Annotated in this window: 21 protein-coding genes; 8 read left to right on the forward strand and 13 right to left on the reverse strand. The window is 47.4% G+C overall.

Annotated features, from left to right (window positions below; translation table 11 throughout):
- Positions 1-32 precede the first annotated feature (32 nt).
- Complete coding sequence (locus MHB78_RS17645; protein WP_046131264.1) at positions 33-1,475, reverse strand: PLP-dependent aminotransferase family protein; 1,443 nt, start codon at positions 1,473-1,475, stop codon at positions 33-35.
- Between the two features lie 134 nt (positions 1,476-1,609).
- On the opposite strand from MHB78_RS17645, the gene MHB78_RS17650 reads away from it, so the two are divergent.
- The 4 genes from MHB78_RS17650 to MHB78_RS17665 all read left to right on the forward strand — a co-directional run bounded on the left by MHB78_RS17650 (position 1,610) and on the right by MHB78_RS17665 (position 6,043).
- Complete coding sequence (locus MHB78_RS17650; protein ID WP_046131265.1) at positions 1,610-2,218, forward strand: LysE/ArgO family amino acid transporter; 609 nt, start codon at positions 1,610-1,612, stop codon at positions 2,216-2,218.
- Positions 2,219-2,341: 123 nt separating this feature from the next.
- Positions 2,342-3,841: a spore germination protein gene (locus MHB78_RS17655; protein ID WP_046131266.1), complete on the forward strand. Its 1,500-nt coding sequence runs from the start codon at positions 2,342-2,344 to the stop codon at positions 3,839-3,841.
- A gap of 4 nt (positions 3,842-3,845) precedes the next feature.
- Positions 3,846-4,964, forward strand: a complete 1,119-nt coding sequence (locus MHB78_RS17660; RefSeq protein WP_052948532.1) for a GerAB/ArcD/ProY family transporter — start codon at positions 3,846-3,848, stop codon at positions 4,962-4,964.
- On the forward strand, positions 4,961-6,043 hold the full coding sequence (locus tag MHB78_RS17665) for a Ger(x)C family spore germination C-terminal domain-containing protein (protein ID WP_046131268.1): 1,083 nt from the start codon (positions 4,961-4,963) through the stop codon (positions 6,041-6,043). Before MHB78_RS17660 ends, MHB78_RS17665 begins: the two co-directional genes overlap by 4 nt.
- 22 nt (positions 6,044-6,065) lie before the next feature.
- Here MHB78_RS17665 and MHB78_RS17670 read toward each other — a convergent pair whose 3' ends face one another.
- The 5 genes from MHB78_RS17670 to MHB78_RS17690 form a co-directional block, all read right to left on the reverse strand.
- On the reverse strand, positions 6,066-6,758 hold the full coding sequence (locus MHB78_RS17670; protein WP_046131269.1) for a class I SAM-dependent methyltransferase: 693 nt from the start codon (positions 6,756-6,758) through the stop codon (positions 6,066-6,068).
- 138 nt (positions 6,759-6,896) lie between these two features.
- A complete protein-coding gene (locus MHB78_RS17675; protein ID WP_046131270.1) occupies positions 6,897-7,925 on the reverse strand; it encodes a Gfo/Idh/MocA family oxidoreductase in 1,029 nt (342 codons plus the stop codon).
- A 272-nt stretch (positions 7,926-8,197) separates the two neighbouring features.
- A complete protein-coding gene (locus MHB78_RS17680; protein ID WP_046131271.1) occupies positions 8,198-9,244 on the reverse strand; it encodes a LacI family DNA-binding transcriptional regulator in 1,047 nt (348 codons plus the stop codon).
- A gap of 36 nt (positions 9,245-9,280) precedes the next feature.
- The gene (locus MHB78_RS17685) at positions 9,281-9,850 is read right to left on the reverse strand and encodes a GNAT family protein (RefSeq protein WP_046131272.1); all 570 of its coding nucleotides are present in this window, start codon (positions 9,848-9,850) and stop codon (positions 9,281-9,283) included.
- 34 nt (positions 9,851-9,884) lie between these two features.
- Positions 9,885-10,748 carry an AraC family transcriptional regulator gene (locus tag MHB78_RS17690; protein ID WP_046131273.1) on the reverse strand — a complete coding sequence of 288 codons (864 nt, stop codon included), beginning with the start codon at positions 10,746-10,748 and terminating at the stop codon, positions 9,885-9,887.
- Positions 10,749-10,868: 120 nt separating this feature from the next.
- Here MHB78_RS17690 and MHB78_RS17695 point away from each other — a divergent pair, with 120 nt between their 5' ends.
- On the forward strand, positions 10,869-12,209 hold the full coding sequence (locus MHB78_RS17695) for an MATE family efflux transporter (RefSeq protein ID WP_046131274.1): 1,341 nt from the start codon (positions 10,869-10,871) through the stop codon (positions 12,207-12,209).
- Positions 12,210-12,248: 39 nt separating this feature from the next.
- On the opposite strand, the gene asnB is transcribed toward MHB78_RS17695, so the two are convergent.
- Positions 12,249-14,090: an asparagine synthase (glutamine-hydrolyzing) gene (gene asnB, locus MHB78_RS17700; RefSeq protein ID WP_046131275.1), complete on the reverse strand. Its 1,842-nt coding sequence runs from the start codon at positions 14,088-14,090 to the stop codon at positions 12,249-12,251.
- Between the two features lie 161 nt (positions 14,091-14,251).
- Between asnB and MHB78_RS17705 the strand changes: the two genes are divergently transcribed.
- Positions 14,252-14,818, forward strand: coding sequence for a DUF2777 domain-containing protein (locus MHB78_RS17705; RefSeq protein WP_046131276.1), 567 nt, complete (start codon positions 14,252-14,254; stop codon positions 14,816-14,818).
- A 39-nt stretch (positions 14,819-14,857) separates the two neighbouring features.
- Here MHB78_RS17705 and MHB78_RS17710 read toward each other — a convergent pair whose 3' ends face one another.
- From MHB78_RS17710 to MHB78_RS17730, 5 genes are all read right to left on the reverse strand, one after another.
- The gene (locus MHB78_RS17710; RefSeq protein ID WP_046131322.1) at positions 14,858-15,226 is read right to left on the reverse strand and encodes a YisL family protein; all 369 of its coding nucleotides are present in this window, start codon (positions 15,224-15,226) and stop codon (positions 14,858-14,860) included.
- A 114-nt stretch (positions 15,227-15,340) separates the two neighbouring features.
- Positions 15,341-16,090: a ribosome small subunit-dependent GTPase A gene (rsgA, locus tag MHB78_RS17715; protein ID WP_231947437.1), complete on the reverse strand. Its 750-nt coding sequence runs from the start codon at positions 16,088-16,090 to the stop codon at positions 15,341-15,343.
- On the reverse strand, positions 16,063-16,386 hold the full coding sequence (locus MHB78_RS17720; protein WP_231947436.1) for a hypothetical protein: 324 nt from the start codon (positions 16,384-16,386) through the stop codon (positions 16,063-16,065). The genes rsgA and MHB78_RS17720 overlap by 28 nt, the downstream gene beginning before the upstream one ends.
- A 267-nt stretch (positions 16,387-16,653) precedes the next feature.
- The gene (locus tag MHB78_RS17725) at positions 16,654-17,559 is read right to left on the reverse strand and encodes a fumarylacetoacetate hydrolase family protein (RefSeq protein ID WP_046131277.1); all 906 of its coding nucleotides are present in this window, start codon (positions 17,557-17,559) and stop codon (positions 16,654-16,656) included.
- 152 nt (positions 17,560-17,711) lie between these two features.
- Positions 17,712-18,302 carry a hypothetical protein gene (locus MHB78_RS17730; protein WP_340033076.1) on the reverse strand — a complete coding sequence of 197 codons (591 nt, stop codon included), beginning with the start codon at positions 18,300-18,302 and terminating at the stop codon, positions 17,712-17,714.
- A gap of 164 nt (positions 18,303-18,466) precedes the next feature.
- Here MHB78_RS17730 and MHB78_RS17735 point away from each other — a divergent pair, with 164 nt between their 5' ends.
- Both MHB78_RS17735 and MHB78_RS17740 read left to right on the forward strand, forming a co-directional pair.
- Positions 18,467-19,549 (forward strand): CotH kinase family protein, encoded by a 1,083-nt coding sequence (locus MHB78_RS17735; protein WP_046131280.1) that lies wholly within the window; start codon positions 18,467-18,469, stop codon positions 19,547-19,549.
- A gap of 165 nt (positions 19,550-19,714) precedes the next feature.
- On the forward strand, positions 19,715-19,903 hold the full coding sequence (locus MHB78_RS17740) for an aspartyl-phosphate phosphatase Spo0E family protein (RefSeq protein ID WP_046131281.1): 189 nt from the start codon (positions 19,715-19,717) through the stop codon (positions 19,901-19,903).
- 76 nt (positions 19,904-19,979) lie between these two features.
- On the opposite strand, the gene MHB78_RS17745 is transcribed toward MHB78_RS17740, so the two are convergent.
- The gene (locus MHB78_RS17745) at positions 19,980-20,273 is read right to left on the reverse strand and encodes a DUF3784 domain-containing protein (RefSeq protein ID WP_046131282.1); all 294 of its coding nucleotides are present in this window, start codon (positions 20,271-20,273) and stop codon (positions 19,980-19,982) included.
- Between the last annotated feature and the right edge of the window lie 72 nt (positions 20,274-20,345).

Below are 20,345 nucleotides of genomic sequence, written 5' to 3' on the forward strand. Positions count from 1 at the left end.
GGCTTGCCCCGCCGGCCTTATGAAGGCGTTCGTCACATCAGTTCCCGCGCCAGTTCCGCAACCGTTCGGATGCCTGTTTCGAGATCGGATATAGAGGCGTAGGAGTAGGACAGTCTGATGCTTTGTTTTGCTTCTTTATCATATAGCGTTCCAGGGTTGATCAGGACATTTCTCTTCAGCGCCCTTTCGAATAACGTATTGAGCGGCAGCGGTTTATGAAATGTGAGCCAAATGTAAAATCCGCCGCTCGGCTTTTCCCAGGTTGCGATCGCCCCGCAATGGGCTTTAAGACTGCGAAGCGCTGCATCACGCCTGATTTTCAGCTTTTTTCTGATCTCCATGAGGTGTTTTTCGTAAAGGCCGCCCGAAAGCCATTTGGCAGCAGCCCATTGGGAAAGCGAGCTTGAGCCGTAATCCGTCTGCATTTTAATGTCAGCCAGCCTTTCGATGACGGGCTCGGGACCAGCGACCCAGCCAATGCGCAGACCTGGGCTGACGGTCTTTGACAGCGTCCCGACATAAAGGACGCTGCCGTCCTGATCAAAGGCTTTCAGCGGCGGAGGCGGCGGACCGTCGAGCCATAAATCGCCGTATGCATCGTCCTCGATGATCGGAAGGGAGTACGCTTTGCTGATTCGAATCAGCTCTTTTTTTCTGTCTTCCGACATTTGTCTGCCCGTCGGGTTGTGGAATGACGGAATCGTGTACAAAAGGTCTGCACCGTATTGCTTTTTGCATGCCGGGATGAATGCGGGATCAAGTCCACTTTCATCAACCGGGATCCCGAAGAGCCTCATCTCCATCGATTGGAAAACGTGCAGCGAGTACAGGTATGACGGCCTTTCCGTGAGTACGGCCGATCTTCGCTTCAGAAGGCCGACCGCGATGAGCTGCAAAGCCTGCAAGGCGCCGGAGACGATTAAAATGGAGTCCGGCGAAGTATTCACCCCTTTTCGCTTTAGATGCTCTGCCACCGCTTCCCTTGCATAGCGGTTTCCTTTCGGCTCTTCATAGCCAAGCGACAGTTGTTGTTCAACTTCAGCACCTGCGAGAACCTCTTTCATTTGCCTGTAAGGCAAGAGCTCAGGCGACAATTCTCCCGTTCCGAGTCTGATCATGCCTTCATTGAATTCCTGCCGGTTGATTTCCTGAATCGTCGTCGAATTCGGGCGGTGAATCCCCGACCGGACATAGCTTGTCCAATCGAGCGGCCGCACGGCGGAGAGGCTTTTCCACGTATGATTCGTCACTTTTGTTCCGCCTCCCCGCTTTCCTTCAAGAAGGCCTCTCGCGGTTAATTCGTCAATCGCCGCGGTCACCGTGCTCCGGTTAACCCGGAAGACATCGGCAAGCTTTCGCTGGGAAGGGATTTTCGTTCCGGCAGGCCATTCCCCTTTTACAATTTTTCCCTTGATGATCTGTTCGATTTGCTGATACAGCGGAATTTCTGAGTTTCGGTTCAGCCGATTATTCATGCGTCGTTTTCGCTCCTTTTTTCAACTATATCATTTGGCTGGGCTCTTATACCATCCAAATGGCTGGAGACAAGATCCGCTCCCCGCACTACAATAAAACAGACGTTTTTTGATGAAAGGAGTTTTTGCTAACAATGAACGCAGCAATTCACGGAATGATTCTCGCTTTTGGGCTGATTTTGCCCTTAGGCGCGCAAAACGTTTTTATCTTTCAGCAAGGTGCAGTTTCACAAAGCTTTTGGCGGGTGCTGCCGCTTGTCGTTTCCGCTTCATTATGCGACACGCTGCTCATTATCGCCGCGGTCACAGGCGTTTCCGCGGCTGTCGCCGGGATCCCCGCCGTAAAGATTGTCTTGATTGCAGCAGGCACTTGCTTTCTCCTCTTTATAGGATGGGTCACATGGAACAGCAGGCCCTCCGGAGAAGACACCGGTTCTTTAGGCATGACGGCGAAAAAGCAGATCGCTTTTGCGGCGGCCGTATCCCTTTTAAATCCTCATGCAATCCTTGATATCGTCGGGGTGATCGGTACCAATTCGTTGACATACGACGGCCGGGAAAAGTGGCTGTTTACCGGATCTTGCATCTTCGTTTCGTGGATATGGTTTGCCGGACTCGCCTCGGCAGGGCGAATCCTCAGGAGGCTCGATTCGCGCGGATCCGTACTGATCTTCTTTAATAAAATCTCCGCTGTCATGATGTGGATGCTCGCCGTTTATCTCGGCGCCTCGTTATTTGCTTAAACTCGGGGCTTCCCCGGGTTTCGCCGTTTAAGTCTCCTGTATAAATTAAGCTTCGGAGAGCACAATAAACACATCTGGAAAGCGCCGGAAACCATTTTGATCAATCGCTGATGAGGGATGCCGATGTTTCGAAAATACAGACTAACGACGATAGATCACATCTCAGGTGCAAAAACCGCTCTTAGTACTGAATCCGTTCAAGAAGCAATCAAAGGCATGGCAGATGCCAAAGTGGAAGAACATGAAACGGAAAGCGGACAAAAAGCCGTATTTTACTTTATCAATACGATCATTGACGGGGGTCTCCTTCAGCAAGCGATTATCAAACCCCTTATCAACTGTTCGGAAGAAACGGTATACCTCTCTTTAAAAAGCTTGGTGTCAAATGTTTTGCATGTTGAATCTTTTGCTGAAGCAAAAGAGCATCTGATGACAGGATCTGTGTTGATACACGATCCGCTTGAGAAGCAGTGGTTCGCGATACCGATGAGAAATCAATTGGGGCGCCCAATTGAATCTTCTCTTACGGAAACGGTAATATACGGGCCAAAAGACAGCTTCACTGAACAGATCGGGATCAATTTGTCTTTGATACGGAGACGCCTGCCTTTGACAAATTTAAAAACGGAAAGCTTAACAGCCGGAACGTTGAGCAAAACTTCTGTCATGATCGTCTATATTGCCGGCCTGACCAACCGTGAATTTGTAGAGGATGTGAAAAAAAGAATTTCGGAGATCGATTTTGATACGGTCTTTGATTCTGCTCAGCTTGCAGAACTAATTGAGGGTCACCATTATTCGATCTTCCCCCAGTTTCAGCAGACAGAGCGCCCGGATATTTGCGTGTACAATTTGAGCATCGGCAAAATCACCATTTTGGTCGATAATACACCGTACGCTCTAAATGCGCCGATTACGTTTTTTCACCTTTTCCATTCGCCTGAAGATTATACAATCCGCTGGCCGATATCTAGCTTTCTCAGATGTCTTCGTTATTTTAGCTTTTTTCTGTCGATCATGTTGATCCCTATTTATGTGGCGTTATCGACCCATCATTATCATATGATCCCTCTGCAGATTCTTTTTGTTTTGATCGAATCGCGAAGCAAGGTCCCGCTCAACCCGTTTTGGGAAGCCGCCCTCATGCTGATCGTCATCGAAATCATAAAGGAAGCAAGCGTGCGTATGCCTGTCAAATCAAGCTCGACATTGGGAGTCATTTCCGGAATCATCATCGGAGAAGCAGCGGTTCAAGCCGGTTTCGTCAGCAAAGTTTTAATTGTTCTCGTCGGAATTTCAACGGTCGCTTCTTTTTTGGTGCCGAATTACATGGTGGCAAAAGGCTATACGTTAATGCATTTTATCATGCTCGTGTTAACGGCTTGCCTCGGCTTTTTCGGAATGATCTTCGGAATGATCTTCGGAATGATCTTCGGGCTGATCGGGCTGTTTGTCCATTTGAATGGGCTCACTTCCCTGAAACAGCCTTATTTTGCGCCGTTCTCGCCTTTATATTTAAGGGATTGGCTCGATCTATTCATCCGCAGTCCGCTAATCTGGCTGAAAAGGCGACCGGAATTTTTACACCCCCTTCAAAAATGGAGATATGGCAAAAGGAGGTGATCGGGTGAACCCCTTCACGCTATTTAACAAAACGCGGCCTCTTGACGGCCTGTATATGATCTTTATCACCAACCAGATGCAGGTTCTTTTCTATATCCTGGTCCTGCCGATGTATTTGGTTCACCCTTACATGATCTTCATCATGATTGCGATCGGGATGCTGTCACAGTTGAATTTGGTTATTTTATCAAAGTTCCTGAAGGCACATCCTGCTGCCAGGGGATATGAGGGCTTTGCAGAGCTTTTCGGCGAAAGAAAACTCCGCTTTTTCGTTTTGATCGGCCTGCTTCAGCTGTCCGTCAAAATCATGATTATGGTCGTAAGCTACGCTGAAAGCGTCCGCCACTTTATTTTTCCGGCTATCAATATTAACTGGCTTGTGTTGTTTATCATTTTAATCGGCGGTTATACGGCTTCCCGCGGGATGGAAAATACGATGAGGTTTGTGATCATTGCGTTCATGTCGTCATTTTGGATCGTTTTTTTGTTTATCAGATTCTATGTTCCCCCGATCGCTTCGCTGAATGATTTATACCCGCTCATTCCGTTTGAATGGACCAGGCAGTCATGGAAAGCGCTGCTTGTGACCTGGTCTGCGTTTTCGAGTCCCGAATATCTGATTTGCCTGGCTCCCTGGTTCAGCAAACATACGAAAGTGCTGAAATGCTTAACGATCGGAAATGCGATTTCGCTCTTTGAATATTTGCTGCTGTTCATAGCATCATTATTTTTTTACGGTTCTTCCTATTTGCGTGAAACCCTTTTTCCGGTGATGAACATGCTGCGCTATCTGCAATCGCCGGTCTTGGAACGAATCGATACCTTGTTGCTGTCTGCTCATATGTTTCATTTCGCATTCGTCATTGCAATCTTTCTTCTATGTTTCTACGGAGGAGTGAGCATCCTGTTGAAAAAAGTTTCAAAGCCTGTGACGAGAAAAGGATTTTACTCAAGCATCCTTTTCATTTTGGCAGGCACTCTCGTATTAAGCACATGGTTTTGGAAAACGGGCGAACAGCAAAACATATGGTTTTTGCTTGAAGTATCGATCGGTGCCGTCACTTACACGCTGGTTCCTTCATTACTCGTCATAGCCGGCAAGCTAAAGGGGCGTATGGAATGACACAAAGAAAAGCTGCTTTATTATACATTGCGATCACTTTTTTATTGACAGCACAGGGATGTTCTCCATTTGTTGAAAACAACGAGATTGAAGAAATCTCGCCCGTCACATTTTGGTTCATCAAAGAAGCGGGTAACGGAAAGCTGTCCATGAGCACGCTCGTCCCGCCGATTGGATTTGAAGAAAAGCGGATTTTTAATAAAGAAGTCAAAATGGTCAAGCAGTTTGGAAAAAATTTCGACTTAAATTACTATAACGAATTAAAAAACGGACAGCTTCGGATGGTTATGATTGAAGAAAGGCTTGCCAGGAAAGGGATTATAAAGATCGTGAACTCTCTGCTATCCGATGCGAAAATCGGCCCGCGCCTTTACCTCATCATTGTTAATGGGGATTTTGACAAATATATGACCAATGCACTAAAGGAAAGCAAAAAGTTCGATTTCTACCTTTATCAAACATTGCGTCATTATGAAAAAGCAAGCCAGGGAGAGATGAGCATCGTTAATCTGCATCATTTCAAAAATCAGCTTTATACTCATTTTTCTGATCCGTACGCCCCGGTGTTCCAAACAGATGGATATCATTTCAAATATGAAGGCACCGCCCTATTTCAAGATGATAAACTGGCAAACGTTATTTCAGGAATCGATGATCAAACCTTTCAGATCATCAACAATAATCGATATCTCAAATATTTGCCCCTTCCCGGGCATTCGATTGTGCTTGGCCAGGCACGATCGGCGGTCTATTTCGAATTGAACGAAAAAAAGACGGCGTTAACAATGAATGTCAGCGTTAACGCCGGAATCGAAGAATATGACGGAGAGAAAAACCTCCAGGATCAAAGAGAATTCGACATGCTTGTCCAAGATATCGAATCTGAATTGGAAAGGCGGACAGCCTGCCTGCTGAAAAAAATGCAGCAGGTCAAAGCAGATCCTCTCGAAATCGGCGGTGAAGCGCTGTTCCCGTTCACAAAGCCGATGAGCGATGAACATTGGGAGAAATTGTGGGAAAACATGGATATTAAAGTTCGTTATCAAGTGAAACTCAGACCGATAACAAACACGCAATGATTTCGTTTAAAAAGGTCGCACATCAAAATTCAAGTCCGTTTTGACCGATCGGCTTGTTTTCCCAGACGATCCCCATCGCCCAGCCCATCCGGCGGAATGTGCAGCCCGGAAGCAATGGTCCGTAAAGATCGTAGTATGCTTGTTCTGAAAGGTATTTGTCTGCCGCTAAATGTTCAAGCCACGGTTTTGAGGTCTGATGCCTGAACACCCTTGCAGCACTTTTTATTCCGAAAGTAAAACAGTTGGGAAAAAATTCTCGAATCGCTCCCAGCACATACACATACGCGGGCGGCGTCTCAACCTCTGATACATTATCGATGATGACGATCTTTCCGCCTGGATGCAATAATTCTTTCATTCTGCAGATCACATTCGGCACATCTTTCAAATGATGAAATGTCGTCCTGCTGACAATGAAATCAAAGAGACCGGAGAATCGAAGATCATTCGCATCCATTTTCAAATATTCGGTATTTTGGCCCCGGCGTTTACGCCTGGCGATCTCCAGCATTTCATTTGATAGATCAATGCCAATCACATGATCAAAATGACCGGACAGCTCGTGAGCGAGCAGGCCTGTGCCGCAGCCAATGTCTAATGCCGTCCCCTTTTTTAAAGGCATGTTGGACAGAAAAAATGAATGATCATTCAAAAGGCTTGCTGCAAAATCGTATTCTTCAGCGACTTTATCAAACTGAACGCCGGCTGTGCCCATCTATATCCCCCTTGTCAGAAAACCTCCAACAGCTTGTGTCTGGAAGTCCATGCTTCGATTCTTTTTTAAAGAATACGAATGAATCGATCATTTATTAAGGGTCTGCGGGATTGTTCGCGCGTGCGTGTCCCGCCCTTTCTAAACCGTCATCCGCCCCGCCTGATTCTGAAGGTTGACAGGCTTGCCTCTTTTATATGATTCGGTTGCCGCGATCGCGATTTCCAGATTAATGGTCGCGTCATGAGCGGTTACGATCGGTTTTGTCTGATTGCGGACGCATTCGGCAAAATGTTCAAGCTCCAGACAATACGCTTCATGAAACCTCGTCTGAAAATCGGGAATGATGTCATAGCTGCTGCCTTTTCCGGTGAGCATCGTCACCGGTTTGTTTCTGAGCGATCCGACAAAAATGCTGCCTTCGGTTCCGATGATTTCAGCGCGAATGTCATAGCCGTGAGGAGAATTCCGGCTCGCCTCCGTATCGCCGGCTGCTCCTGAATCGAATTCCATATAGGTCAGCGCCTGATCGACGTCCCCGCATTCGGCCATAAAGTCATGCTTTACAACCCGGCCGTGCCCCGATACAGAAGTGATTTCGGCGCCCATTACATAGCGCGCAATATCATAATCATGGATGGAACAATCGACAAAAATGCCGCCGCTGTTTTTAATAAATTCAGCCGGCGGGGAACCGAAGTCACGCGTAAATCCTTTAAAATAGACGGGTTTGCCGATCTCGCCGGCATCGATTCTTCTTTTCGCATCGGCATATGCCGGATCGAACCGCCTCATAAAGCCGACCTGGCAAATGACGCCGGCCTCCTCGATTTTTGCTGTGACCTCTTTTGATTCCTCAAGGCTGAGTGTCAGCGGCTTTTCGACAAAAATCTGCTTCCCGCAATCGGCCGCCTTTTTAATGATTTCCGCATGAGTCGTCGTCGGCGTGACGATGATGACGGCGTCAATATCCGGATCTTCCAGGATTTCGTACGGATCCACTGACCATTTTTCGACTGAAAGCTCTGAAGCCGCCTGCTCTGCCTTTCCTTTGAGCGGATCGGCTACAGCCGCAAGCTCCGCCCCTTGTACTGCGGTTTTTAAGTTTTTCGCATGATAAAGGCCGAGCCTCCCCAATCCCAATACTGCACATTTCACGGTTTTTCCCACGTTTTTTTCTCCCCTCGCTGTTTATTCGTCTGACGGCGGCCCGTCTGATTTGTAAGCGCTTTATTTTTGTAGCAGGCTAAGACGGGTTCTATCGCGGAATATGGCTCCCCGCTTATTGAGAAAGCGCTTGCTCAAATTCGATTCCATTTTATCGCTGATTAATTGCTTCCGCAATACTTTTTTATAATTTTGTCAGATCAATGATGGTGCGTTCGGAAAAAATTAAGGACAAGCGCTTGCTCCCTCCTGCAAAAAAAGAGCCGCTTTTTGAATTAATTAAAGCTGCCCTTTTCCTGTGTTTTTTCTGTTGTTCGCGGCCGAGCCGTCGACTGTCTGATGATAAGCTCCGGTGCTAAAATCGTCTTGCTTTTTGATTTTTTCGCGCCGCGAATCTCTTCCGCAAGCAGTTCGACAACGCGGCGCCCCATTTCTTCGATCGGCTGGGAAACGGTAGTGAGCGGCGGAGCGACCATTTCGGCCAGCATCGTATTATCAAAGCCGATCACCGATACATCCCCGGGCACTTCCAGCCCCCATTCCTTCGCCGTCTGGATCACTGCACAGGCGAGCACATCATTGATCGCCAAAACAGCTGTCGGTACCTTTTGAGAGAATATGGATGCCGCGGCTTTTTTACCGCCTTGAAGGGAGAAGCCGTTTCCTGCCGTCAGCAACTCTCCGGCGGCAATCCCTGCTTCATCCATCGCTTTTTTAAAGCCCTTCAGACGGTCTTTTTCACACGTTGTCGTTCCGTCGCCGATCACACAGGCGATGCTTTTATGGCCGAGCGAGATTAAATGCTTTGCCGCTATATATCCGGCCATCAAGTCGTCAATAACCACGACATCCATCGGAAAAAGAGCGCGGTCCTGCGAAATCATGACGAGCGGTATGCCTTCATCGGCGATATCCTCAACCGCCGCCAAGCTCTCTTTGTTTTCAATGCCTGTCGCAAAAATGATTCCGTCGACATTTTTTTGCCTCAGCACTGAAAAATATTTTGTCTCTTTTTTCGGGTCCCTGTCCGTGGAACACATGATGATGCTGAATCCGAGCTCATCCGCCCGTTCTTCCACGCTTTTGGCCAGTTCGCCGAAAAAAGGGTTGGAGATATCAGGCGTCAGAAGGCCGATGATGTTCGTCCGCTTCCCGGTCAGCGCTGATGCATGGACATTCGGCTGATAATTGAGGTCTTTCATAACCTCGAATACTTTTTGTCTTGTCGATTGGCTGATTCTCCCGGTGTTGTTGATCACGCGCGACACCGTGGAAATCGAAACGCCGGCCGCTTCTGCCACATCATAAATCGTGATTTTCATATTTTCTCCCTCATCCGTATTCTATCTCGTCGTTTATTATAGAATGCGGCAGCCTTCTCCGCAAATATGCTCCCACTCTTCCCTCAATATTCCGTATCTGATTGAATCATAGTAAACCCCATCGTAATACCTGACTTTTCGAAGCCGCCCTTCCAATGTAAAACCCGCTTTTTCCGCGCACTTCATCATCCGCCCGTTCCCGGACCACGTCGTCATCCCGATTCTTTCAACATCGATGTTTTCAAACAACCAGCCGACCCACAGCTTCACCGCTTCAGTGCCGTATCCGCCGTTCCAAAACTGTGGATCATAGATGACGATGCCGCATTCAAGCCAGCGGGTCGGCCTGCATTCCCAATAATAAGAAACCGTCCCCTTAAACCGTCCGTCAATCTCTATCGCTGCATAGCGGGGCGGCTTTTCTTTCAATAGCGGCAAGAATGATTCTGCAAAATATTGATACGGCTCAGGCTGGAGCGGAAAATAAGGCGCATCCCACTTTTTCCATTCAGGTTTTTTTGTCCCATAGATCATAGTCCATAACTCAGGAACGTCATCCATCGTAATCTGACGCAATTTGACTTTATCGCCGCATATGGAGTCCATGTGTTTTCTCCTCCGATCCGTTTTTTCCTATACCTTATTCGATGCTCCTCTTGATCATCCTTCTGTACTCGACAGGCGACATGCCTTCCATCTGTTTGAAAAGCTTTGAAAAATACGTCGGATCGTCGATGCCGACTTGTTCGGCGATCGATGACATTTTGTCATTTGTCACCGAAAGCAGCCGTTTTGCTTCATGCATGCGCGCCTTGTTGGCATACTGCCCCGGCGTTTGGCCGAACACTTTTTGCATGCAGCGGGTGATGTAGTCCTGGTGATAATGCAGAGCGGCCGACAGCTGATCCATGCTGAGCTTTTCTTTGTAGTGGCGGTCGATATAGCGCTGCGCTTCCGATGCCACCCGTTCATTCGCGGAAGGAATGCGGAATGCCTCTTTTTGCAGGTGAATGAGCAGCTCTTCGAACAGGAGCTGTTTTCTGAGAGGCAAATCCGAATTTTCGGCAGAATCATCAAGCAAGCTTCTAAACTGCTTTTCTATAAAAGCCTTTTGATCGACTTTCCCTTTTCTCGGAAGTCTCAGGCTGTATAAAGGGGGCGTTTCAAACGTTCCGTGCTCAAGCTTGAGTCCGGTCCAGTTCTCACCTCCCTGATCCGCCAATTCGTACGCCTCCTCTTGAAAGTGGAGCCAGAAATAATGGGTATCCTCCAGACAGCCCTGATGTCCGTAATGCTCCAGCCCCGGGATGAGGATGATGTACTCCCCCTCTGTGACGCGGAAAGGCTTGCCGCCTTCGGTCAAAAACAGCTCCCCTTTTATGACATATAAGAGGTCAAAGACGGAATATTCACGTTTCACGTGTTTTTCCCCTGTTTTGAATACCCCTTCTCCGCAGGTGATCAGAACAGGCAGCGGCGGAATCTTGAAGATGACATGATCCAATGCTCTTCCCCCCTTTGATTTGGTCGGATTTCTCCAAAAAGTATCGGTTTCGTCTCTTTTTATTATAAAAGGATGGCGTTACACTATTAAACGGATTTTTAAAAGAAAGGGGTCACCGCCATGAAGAAAACAAATGTTCAAAACCTCTCTTTATTTGCTTTGACATGGCCGATTTTTATCGAGGTTTCATTATATATGCTGATGGGAAACGCGGATACCCTGATGCTCAGCCAATATTCCGACGACAGCGTAGCGGCCGTCGGCGTCAGCAACCAAATGCTGAATTTGATCATCGTCATGTTCGGCTTCATCGCAACGGGTACCACAGTCATCATTTCACAGTTTTTAGGATCACGGCAGAAAAATGAAGCGATGGATGTCGGGTACGTCTCCATCAGCGCCAATTTTATCATCAGTCTTCTCATAAGCGCAGCCATTTATATGTTTGCAGAACCGCTTTTATTGATGATGGGGCTGTCGGCGGAACTGCTCGATGAAGCGAAAATCTTTTTGCAGATCGTCGGCGGACTGTCCTTTGTCCAGGCGCTGATCATGACGTACAGCGCGATCTTAAAAAGCTACGGACATACGAAGGATACAATGGCCGTCACGATCGGCATGAACATATTAAATATCGCCGGAAACTATCTCGTTATTTTCGGGCCGTTCGGCTTCCCTGTGCTCGGCGTTGCAGGGGTGGCGCTGTCTACTTCAACTGCCCGCGTCATCGGCCTATTGGCGATCGCCCTGCTCGTCAAAAAGCGCATCGGCATGCCGCTTTTATCAAAGCGCCTTTTCCTCATTCAAAAAGGCCATCTGAAAAAGCTGCTCAAAATCGGCATCCCTTCGGCCGGAGAACAGCTTTCATATAACGCGTCACAAATGATCGTCACCTATTTTATCACGCTCATGGGTGCACAGGCGCTGACGACAAAAGTATATGCGCAAAACTTGATGATGTTTATCATGCTTTTTGGAACGGCGATCAGCCAGGGAACGCAAATTTTGATCGGGCGCCATATCGGAGCCAAACAATTTGACGAAGCATACAGCAGATGCTTAAAAAGCCTGTGGTGGGCGCTGGCGATTACGACATTCACCTCCATTCTGCTGGCCGTTTTTTCAAAACCGCTGATCGGCATTTTCAGCCAAAATCCCGATATTATCGCGACAGCGAGCATGTTAATCATCATGACGATCATCCTCGAGCCCGGCCGTTCATTCAATGTGGTGATCATCAACTCGCTCAGAGCCGCCGGTGATGCGAAATATCCGGTCTATATGGCGATCATCTCCATGTGGGGAATCGGCCTGCCGATCGCATACATTTTCGGCATCCAGCTTGAACTCGGCCTTGCGGGAATTTGGTTTTCTTTTATTGCTGATGAATGGGTGAGAGGGATTATGATGTATAGAAGATGGAGATCAAAAATATGGCTCCAAAAAGGATTTGCGGCTTGATTATTCAAAAAGCACCCGCCTTGCTCCGGGTGCTTTCTTCTATTCTTCAATATCGATTCTGTAAGTCTCAAACCAGGTATGAATCTGCGCGAGGTGCGCGATGAGCTGCGGTCCCTTCATCAATTGGCCGTACCAGGGAACCTGAAAAGACGCGCCCTCCGTCTCGATCAGCTGATCGAGCTTTTTTCTGTCCAAAAAGGTGTGAAGGGCCGAATCCTTCTGCTGAATAAGCGACGCGAGCCAGCGTTTCACCGCTTTTGTATAAGCGGGATGATGCGTCTTCGGATACGGGCTTTTTTTGCGATATAAAATGTCGTCAGGCAAAATCCCTTCCAATGCTTTGCGGAAGACCCCTTTTTCCCGGTTTCCGTGCATTTTGTATTCCCACGGGATATTCCAAACGTATTCGACGAGCCTGTGATCGGCGAACGGCACCCTGACTTCAAGACTTGCACCCATGCTCATCCTGTCTTTCCGGTCAAGCAGCGTCGTCATAAACCAAAGCATATTTAAGTAAAACAGCTCTCTTCTTCTCTTATCCTCACCCGTTTCTCCGTCTAACACCGGCGTTTCTTTCACCGTTTCTTCGTATTTCGCCGTTACGTACTCCTTGAGGCCGAGCTTTTTCTGCCAGCCGCTGTTGAGAAGTCCGATCCGTTCCTCCATAGATCTCATCCATGGGAAACCTTTCACATCCTCTGCCGAATGAAACCACGGATACCCGCCGAAAATCTCATCTGCGCATTCCCCGGACAGGCTCACGACAAAATCCTTTTTGATTTCCCGGCAAAACCAAAGGAGCGACGAATCGACATCGGCCATTCCGGGCAAATCCCTGACGATGACCGCTTCCTCCAAATAGCCGGCGAGATCCTCCTGGGAAATGACGCAGTTGTGGTGAACGGTTCCGAATGCTTCCGACATTTTTCGGATCCACGGTCCGTCGGCATTCGGCTGAAACAAACTCGAGGTAAAATACTGCTCATTGTCCTCATAATCGACCGAAAACGTATGGAGCGGAGCTTTACCTTCTTTTTCAAAATGCTTAGCAGCAGTCGCCGTAATGGCGCTTGAATCGACGCCGCCTGACAAAAACGTGCATACGGGCACATCTGAAACAAGCTGTCTTGTCACGGCGTCTTCAAAAAGCGTTCTGACATTCAGAACGGTATCGGCAAAACTGTCGGGATGTTTTTCGCTTTTGACATTCCAATAGCGCCACACCGTCAAGCCGTCCTTTGAAAACAGCATGGCATGCCCCGGGCGGATTTCCCTAATCCCTTTAAAAACCCCGCTTCCCGGCGTTCTTGACGGACCGAGTCCGAATATTTCGGCAAGCCCCTCGCGATCAACCTTTGCTTTCACCTCTGGATGAGCGAGAATCGCCTTGATTTCAGAGCCGAACAGAAATGACGTACCGTGCTCGGAATAAAACAGCGGCTTGACCCCGAGGCGGTCTCTCGCCGCAAACAGAAGATCCCGCTCGTCATCCCAGACAGCAAACGCAAAGATTCCGTTCAGCCTGTGGATGCATGCTTCCTTCCATTCCATATAGGAGTGGAGCAGCACCTCTGTATCAGAGTGGCTCTTAAATCGGTGCCCCATCGCCAGAAGCTCTTTTCGCAAATCCTCTGTATTATAGAGCTCTCCGTTATAGCAAATCGTGTAGGTATGCCCTTGATGTGTGCGGGTCATCGGCTGTCTGCCGCCTTCCAAATCGACGACAGCCAGGCGCTTATGTCCGAATAAAACGTGATGCTTTCCCCAAATGTTTGTGTCATCGGGTCCTCTTTTCGAAAGCGTGTCAGTCATTTTCTCCATGACAGGCTGCTCTCGGACGAGCGGTTTTGTAAAGTCCACCCACCCCGTTATTCCACACATTGTCGATCAGCTCCAATTCTAATGTTCTTTCTCTTTTTAGGCTCACTTCCTTTGTCACTTTACTTATTTTATGCACCTTACAATAATAGTTGAATTGTCCATCAGAGACTTGTATGAGACAAGCCCGTTTTGGAGAAAAAGAAAAGGAAAGGAGACCAGCCATGGGAACGGAACGCGAGATGAGGATTTATGAAGAAGACCGCAGATGGATTTACGGAACGATTATCATGGACGAGGGAATCTGCCTGATCGAAAATGAGGAAGGGGATATATGTCTGTTTGAAAGCCTGAGAAGCCCGGGCGTCTATATCGATCTCGACGGCAAATGGGTGAAAGCGGAGCTCTTCGATCGGTTCGCCGCAACAGAAAGAGGCGAAAACATTCCATTAACAGGCGGTGAGGCAATCCGCTATTTGAAAACGGTAAAACAGGCATTTTTGGATTTTTTGTATGATTTGGACGACGGGCAGTTTTATTCGTTTTTAGACCAGTTGAACAGCCTCGGTTTTTCTGTTTTTGACTGCGTCTACGCCTTCAACGGCTTAAGCTTTTCGGCAAACCCTGCAACAGAAAAAGGCGCCTCGTTTTACCAGTTTTCAAACGATGTGAAACAATGCGCGCTCCAGCATCATTACGAACGGACCGGTGAGAGAAAAGACAGGTTTGAATGGACAACATCCGATGGGATAAGGATCGTGACTATATCAGCATACAAACCCCCCTCATAAAAAAAACACCAGCCCTTAAAACAGAACTGGTGCACGCGCTTAAAAGGTTTTAAAGCCCAGAGGAAGACGGAGCCCGAGCGCGATCGTTAAGAGCAGGACGATAATGAAGCCGATCCAAATCCCGGTGATCGGTTTTCCTTTTCTCTTGCGGATCAAGAGCATTTCCATCAATCCGACCGTCACAAGGCCGTGGATCGTCTTGCCTATGTATTCTCCTGTGTATACATTCGTCCAGGCAGCGAACCTAAACAAGATTTCCGCTCCCGTTAAGATCACCAAAATATAGAACAAGCGAAGAACCATATGTGCGATTTTCGCGCCTCTTTCATTTTTGACGGCATAAAGCGCATAAGTAACGAATACTAAAATGAGCGCAATCACCCAAGCCGTGATGTGCAAATGCGTCACCATATCGAATTCCCCCCTATCAGATCAGGTATTGCTTTTATATTATCATGAACCCGTCCATTAAACAAAAAAATGTGAACGCTGCCAATATCATGGTAAAGGCGCCGAATGATTTCAGCGCCGCTTTTTCCTCATGCTTTTTGAAATCTGCTTCCAGCGGTTTTTGTCTTGTATCATCGCCCGTTTGTCTTTTTTTCTCGCGATGTATTCCAGCTCTTTTTTGAGCTTGAGGTAGCTCTTCAAGCGGGAATGATCCAAGTCCCCTGCCAGGATGGCCGCTTGAACGGCGCATCCGGGCTCTTGATGATGGCTGCAATCGGTAAATTTGCAGGCAAGCGCCAGCTCCTCAACATCAGCGAAGCTTTGCTGAAAGCCTTCTTCAGATTCCCAGAGCTCAATTGCTCTCATGCCCGGCGTGTCGATTAAAACCCCTCCATCCGGAATCATAAACAGCTCCCTGTGCGTGGTCGTATGCCTCCCTCTGTCATCACCTTCGCGAACCTCTTGAACGGCCTGACGGTTTTCGTTCAGGAAAAAATTCATCATCGTCGATTTTCCCGCTCCTGACGAGCCTAAAAGCGCCGCTGTCTCTCCCTCTCTGACATAATACTTCAGTTCATCCATCCCCGTGCCTTCATGTGCACTGATGACATGGACCGGCACGCCGAATGCGACAGATTCAGCCTGTCTGACCTTTTCCTCTATTCGATCGCCAATATCGGCTTTGCTGAGGACGATGACTGGATTGGCTCCGCTCTCCCAAGCGAGCGATAGATATCGTTCGATTCTTCTGATGTTGAAATCCCGGTTGAGGGCATTGACGAGAAAAATCGTATTTACATTGGCAGCCGTGATTTGTTCCACAGCCGGATCACCCGGAGCCTTGCGCGAAATTTGGCTAAAGCGGGGAACAATGTCTCCTTTTTTTCATCTTCCCGCGGACGCATATACACCCAATCTCCCACAGCCGGAAAATCCCCGCTCGTTTCCGCTTCAAACCTCAGCCTGCCGGAAATTTCGGCAAGCCATTCCCCCTGTCCGGTAAAAACCCGATACAGCCGCTTATGCGGAAGGGCGACCCTTCCCAGCACAAGGCCGCTTTCTTTCATATCCTTTAAACGGTGGCTAATATAGTTGACGCCTAATTTTGATAAATTCAAATAAGTTTCCTCCCATTGTCTGATGATATTAAAAAAAGAGCCCGCAGGCCCTTTTTTTCGCTCCATCTAAGCAAAAAATCCATGAGCCGTACTGACACAGCCCATGGAATATCACCAGATCAAACAAAGGTAACCGGTCATTTATTTGACATGGGCTGTGCTATGAATAAGCTTGCAAACTTCACAATCTGTCTTCTCATCGCACATCCCTCTTTTCGAAAAATTTTATAATTTCATTATACAGAAATACCCACTATGCAACAAGGTTTATTTTACAAGATTCGAAAGCGTTCCGATCGGTTCGATCGTGATATCGACCTGATCCCCTTCGTGCAGAAACCTTGGGGGCTGAAACCCGCTGCCGACCCCGGACGGCGTGCCCGTTGCGATAATGTCGCCGGCTTCAAGCGTCATTCCTTTTGACAGCGTCTCAATGATCTCGGCAACCGAAAAGATCATATCTTTCGTATCGCCCGACTGGCGGAGTTCACCGTTGACCCGCGTTTCCACTTTCAGCTGCTGCGGGTCTTCAATCATTGATTTATGTACAAGATACGGCCCCATCGGACATGTGGCGTCAAGGCTTTTTCCGATAAAAAACTGCTTATGCCGCTTTTGCAGATCGCGCGCAGTCACATCGTTGATAATCGTATAGCCGAATACATAGTCAAGCGCTTGTTCTTTCGGGATGCGTCTTCCCGTTTTGCCGATGACGACGGCCAGTTCCCCTTCATAATCTAGCGTTTCTGTCACGCCTTTGTGGGCATCGATCTCTTCAAGGTGCCCGATCACCGAAGTCGGCGCTTTTGTAAAGACCATGATATGTTTCGGAATGTCTGATTCGCTTCCCATTTCTATCGCATGGTCCCGATAATTTTTTCCGATGCAAAAGACGTTTTTCCGCGGCGTTGGAATGGGCGCCAGCAGCTTGACATCTGACAGCGGATAAATATACGAACCGCTTTCTTCGGTATTTTTTTTCTTTGACCACTCGACAAGCTGTTCGACATGCCGGACGAACTTGTCGCCCTCGCTCACGCACCCGATGAGCGTTTCAGGTATAGTCTCAAGCTCAAACAGCTTTTTTTCGGCTTTGTGCAAATCCATGATTTTATCGCCAATGACAAGTCCCACAAATTGACGGCTGTGCAGCACTGCTGTCGCAAACTTCATTCAAAATTCCCCCGCAGTTAGATTTCAGCTTAACTTTTTTTTATATTCTCCAGACCGTTAAAAAATCCTTTCTGCAATGTGAAAACCCGTTCTAAAGTCCCGGTTTTCACACCTAAAAAAATGGCGGCTCACAATGCAGTAAGCCGCTTTGATTATACTTTGCGATATTTGACCTCTGTTACATTTCCCTCATAATATTCCGTATATTTTTCATAGCCGTGTCTCGTTTTTCTGTAATGCTTTTTCTTGTGAGAACGATATTCAGGCCGCTTGTGCCCGTATTCCGGTTTTTTGCTTTTCTCGTGTTTTTTCCTTTTTTCATGCTTCTTGCTTTTCTCATGCTCCTTGCTTTTCTCGTGCTCCTTGCTTTTCTCGTGCTTCTTGCTTTTCTCATGCTCCTTGCTTTTCTCATGCTTCTTGCTTTTCTCGTGCTCCTTGCTTTTCTCGTGCTCCTTGCTTTTCTCGTGCTCCTTGCTTTTCTCGTGCTCCTTGCTTTTCTCGTGCTCCTTGCTTTTCTCATGCTCCTTGCTTTTCTCGTGCTCCTTGCTTTTCTCGTGCTCCTTGCTTTTCTCATGCCGGTTGCTTCTGTGCGGCCTTATCCCCCACCACAGGTCAAAAATGCTGGCGGGCCTGGTTTCTTCGGCTGCCGGAGAATCAGGCTCACGGTCTAAATATTGATCTCTGCCCTCGCTCTTCAGCTGGTCTACCGCTTGTTGAATATCATGATCATGGACATCACTCATCTTTTAACCCTCCTATCCACCTTTTTATGTCCTGCTTTATCATACTCTAGAGTAGAGACAGGTGTACTGAGGCAAATGACTGTTTTATGCAAACTTAGGCCATGCGCTTCCGGGACAGGCTTTTTCCACATATGATATGTCAGATAAAAAAGGAGGAAATGATCATGAGTGGCACTGCTTTGCCGGCCTTTAGGCTGAACATTGATCAGAGCAGATTAACTGAATTAAAAAAAGACATCTGGAGCGACAAAGCGGTCCCCGGCATGCTACAAACCAGTTCGGCAAACATTCCCGTCTTCGTTTCTTACAGGGGATCGCACACCCGCAAATTGAAAAAAAAATCGTATGACATTCAATATCGCAAGCATTCGAAAAACGGGGAATCCGAATTCCATTTAAACGCCGAATTCAATGATCCTTCCTACATCCGAAACAGGCTCTCCTTTCATTTCTTTGAAAAAATCGGCGTCCTTTCTCCCTCAGCCTCGCACGTGTTCCTTTATATCAACGGAAAAAAAGAAGGGATCTATTTAAAAATCGAATCTGTTGACGATACATTCTTAAAGAAAAGAAATTTGGAAGACGGGGCGATTTACTACGCTGTTGATGACGATGCCAACTTTTCCCTTTTGAGTTCTTTCGATAAGCAGGCAAAGAAAAATCTCCTGCAGGGCTATGAAAGAAAATCGGGTTCGGTGAGGCACGACGATGCGCTCCAGGAGTTTATCTACTTTATCAACACCGCAAAAGACGATGTCTTTGCAAAAGAAATCAAACGATACCTTCATGTCAAACAATATTTGCTATGGCTGATCGGAGCGGTGTGCACGCAAAATTTCGACGCATTTGTTCATAATTACGCCCTGTATTTCAATGAAAAGACGGGATCCTTCCAAATCATCCCCTGGGATTATGATGCGACATGGGGGCGGAACATCAACGGCAAAGAAATGAAGCATGACCGCATTCCGGTGACAGGCTATAACACATTATCCGCGAGGCTGCTGGACATCCCGGCCTTCAAAGCCCAATACTCCATTTTAATGAGGCACATCCTGCAGCACGAATTCACGATCAGCCGGCTCTCGCCTTTTCTGACAAAATGGCATGCCGACCTGACACCTTTCCTTCAGATGGATCCTTACACAACCATCACCTCCGAGCAGCTTGAGGATGAACAAAAACAGATTTTTCAGTATATTGAAAAGAGAAAACGCTTTTTGCTTTTTGAGCTGGCCAGGCTTTAAGACGAAACACACGTCTGCGCCGAAAATTGTCACATTTTTTGTCATATTGGCGAAAAAAATCCTTTTATCACAAAATAGGGTATACTATCAATATCCACTTTTTTATTCCGCTGTAAAAGCTGATTCACCGGCTCAAAATATATGTGAAGGTTGGAGACTGCCATGATGAACAAGAAAATTGAAGCAAAACGGTTAGACTTATTCGAAACCGCTGAAAAATTCGGAATCAATTCAAAAGAAGCGATTCGCTGCAGTCAGGAACTGGACAACTTGCTCAATCAAAAAATGCAGAAACACGAAAACGGCATGCAACCCGAAGACGCTTTTAAAACCCGCGGCCGCCGAACTTCCTAAAAGCCGCCGCCCCGGGCAATACTGCTTTTTTCCGGCAGAGCTGTAACAGCCGCCGGTCTTTTTTTGATGCCATCCTCTAATCAACCAATGTTTTCTGCACATATATGATTGTACAGACACCGTAAGCAAGGATGGCAGGTGGTGTAAACGTCTCTTGATACGGTATATAAACAAAGCCGTTCAACAACAGGAAAAAGCCGCTGTTTAAAAAGAAATATCCGGCTGTTTCAGCGAGTTTATCCTTGTCTCTGATCCTTGACTGCTGAAATCCTCTCAACAGCCACAATTGTTTTTTTATCCCGACAGCGTAGGCCGTAAACATAAAAAGAAATGCCAGCAATAATGAATCATATTGAAGCTCGAAATACATGCTCACTTCCACCCCCCGCAACACGCTTCTGCTTGCTTTTTACGTTTTTTTCAGAAAATAGTTTCACCCTTA

The organism is Bacillus sp. FSL K6-0138, assembly GCF_037982765.1.
Classification (GTDB): domain Bacteria; phylum Bacillota; class Bacilli; order Bacillales; family Bacillaceae; genus Bacillus; species Bacillus glycinifermentans.

Bases quoted from the DNA above. Each gene is read 5' to 3' on its own strand.
- MHB78_RS17645 (WP_046131264.1), bottom strand. From the start codon at position 1,475: ATGAATAATCGGCTGAACCGAAACTCAGAAATTCCGCTGTATCAGCAA.
- MHB78_RS17650 (WP_046131265.1), top strand. From the start codon at position 1,610: ATGAACGCAGCAATTCACGGAATGATTCTCGCTTTTGGGCTGATTTTG.
- MHB78_RS17655 (WP_046131266.1), top strand. From the start codon at position 2,342: ATGTTTCGAAAATACAGACTAACGACGATAGATCACATCTCAGGTGCA.
- MHB78_RS17665 (WP_046131268.1), top strand. From the start codon at position 4,961: ATGACACAAAGAAAAGCTGCTTTATTATACATTGCGATCACTTTTTTA.
- MHB78_RS17670 (WP_046131269.1), bottom strand. From the start codon at position 6,758: ATGGGCACAGCCGGCGTTCAGTTTGATAAAGTCGCTGAAGAATACGAT.
- MHB78_RS17680 (WP_046131271.1), bottom strand. From the start codon at position 9,244: ATGAAAATCACGATTTATGATGTGGCAGAAGCGGCCGGCGTTTCGATT.
- MHB78_RS17685 (WP_046131272.1), bottom strand. From the start codon at position 9,850: ATGGACTCCATATGCGGCGATAAAGTCAAATTGCGTCAGATTACGATG.
- MHB78_RS17695 (WP_046131274.1), top strand. From the start codon at position 10,869: ATGAAGAAAACAAATGTTCAAAACCTCTCTTTATTTGCTTTGACATGG.
- asnB (WP_046131275.1), bottom strand. From the start codon at position 14,090: ATGTGTGGAATAACGGGGTGGGTGGACTTTACAAAACCGCTCGTCCGA.
- MHB78_RS17705 (WP_046131276.1), top strand. From the start codon at position 14,252: ATGGGAACGGAACGCGAGATGAGGATTTATGAAGAAGACCGCAGATGG.
- MHB78_RS17725 (WP_046131277.1), bottom strand. From the start codon at position 17,559: ATGAAGTTTGCGACAGCAGTGCTGCACAGCCGTCAATTTGTGGGACTT.
- MHB78_RS17730 (WP_340033076.1), bottom strand. From the start codon at position 18,302: ATGAGTGATGTCCATGATCATGATATTCAACAAGCGGTAGACCAGCTG.
- MHB78_RS17735 (WP_046131280.1), top strand. From the start codon at position 18,467: ATGAGTGGCACTGCTTTGCCGGCCTTTAGGCTGAACATTGATCAGAGC.
- MHB78_RS17740 (WP_046131281.1), top strand. From the start codon at position 19,715: ATGAACAAGAAAATTGAAGCAAAACGGTTAGACTTATTCGAAACCGCT.
- MHB78_RS17745 (WP_046131282.1), bottom strand. From the start codon at position 20,273: ATGTATTTCGAGCTTCAATATGATTCATTATTGCTGGCATTTCTTTTT.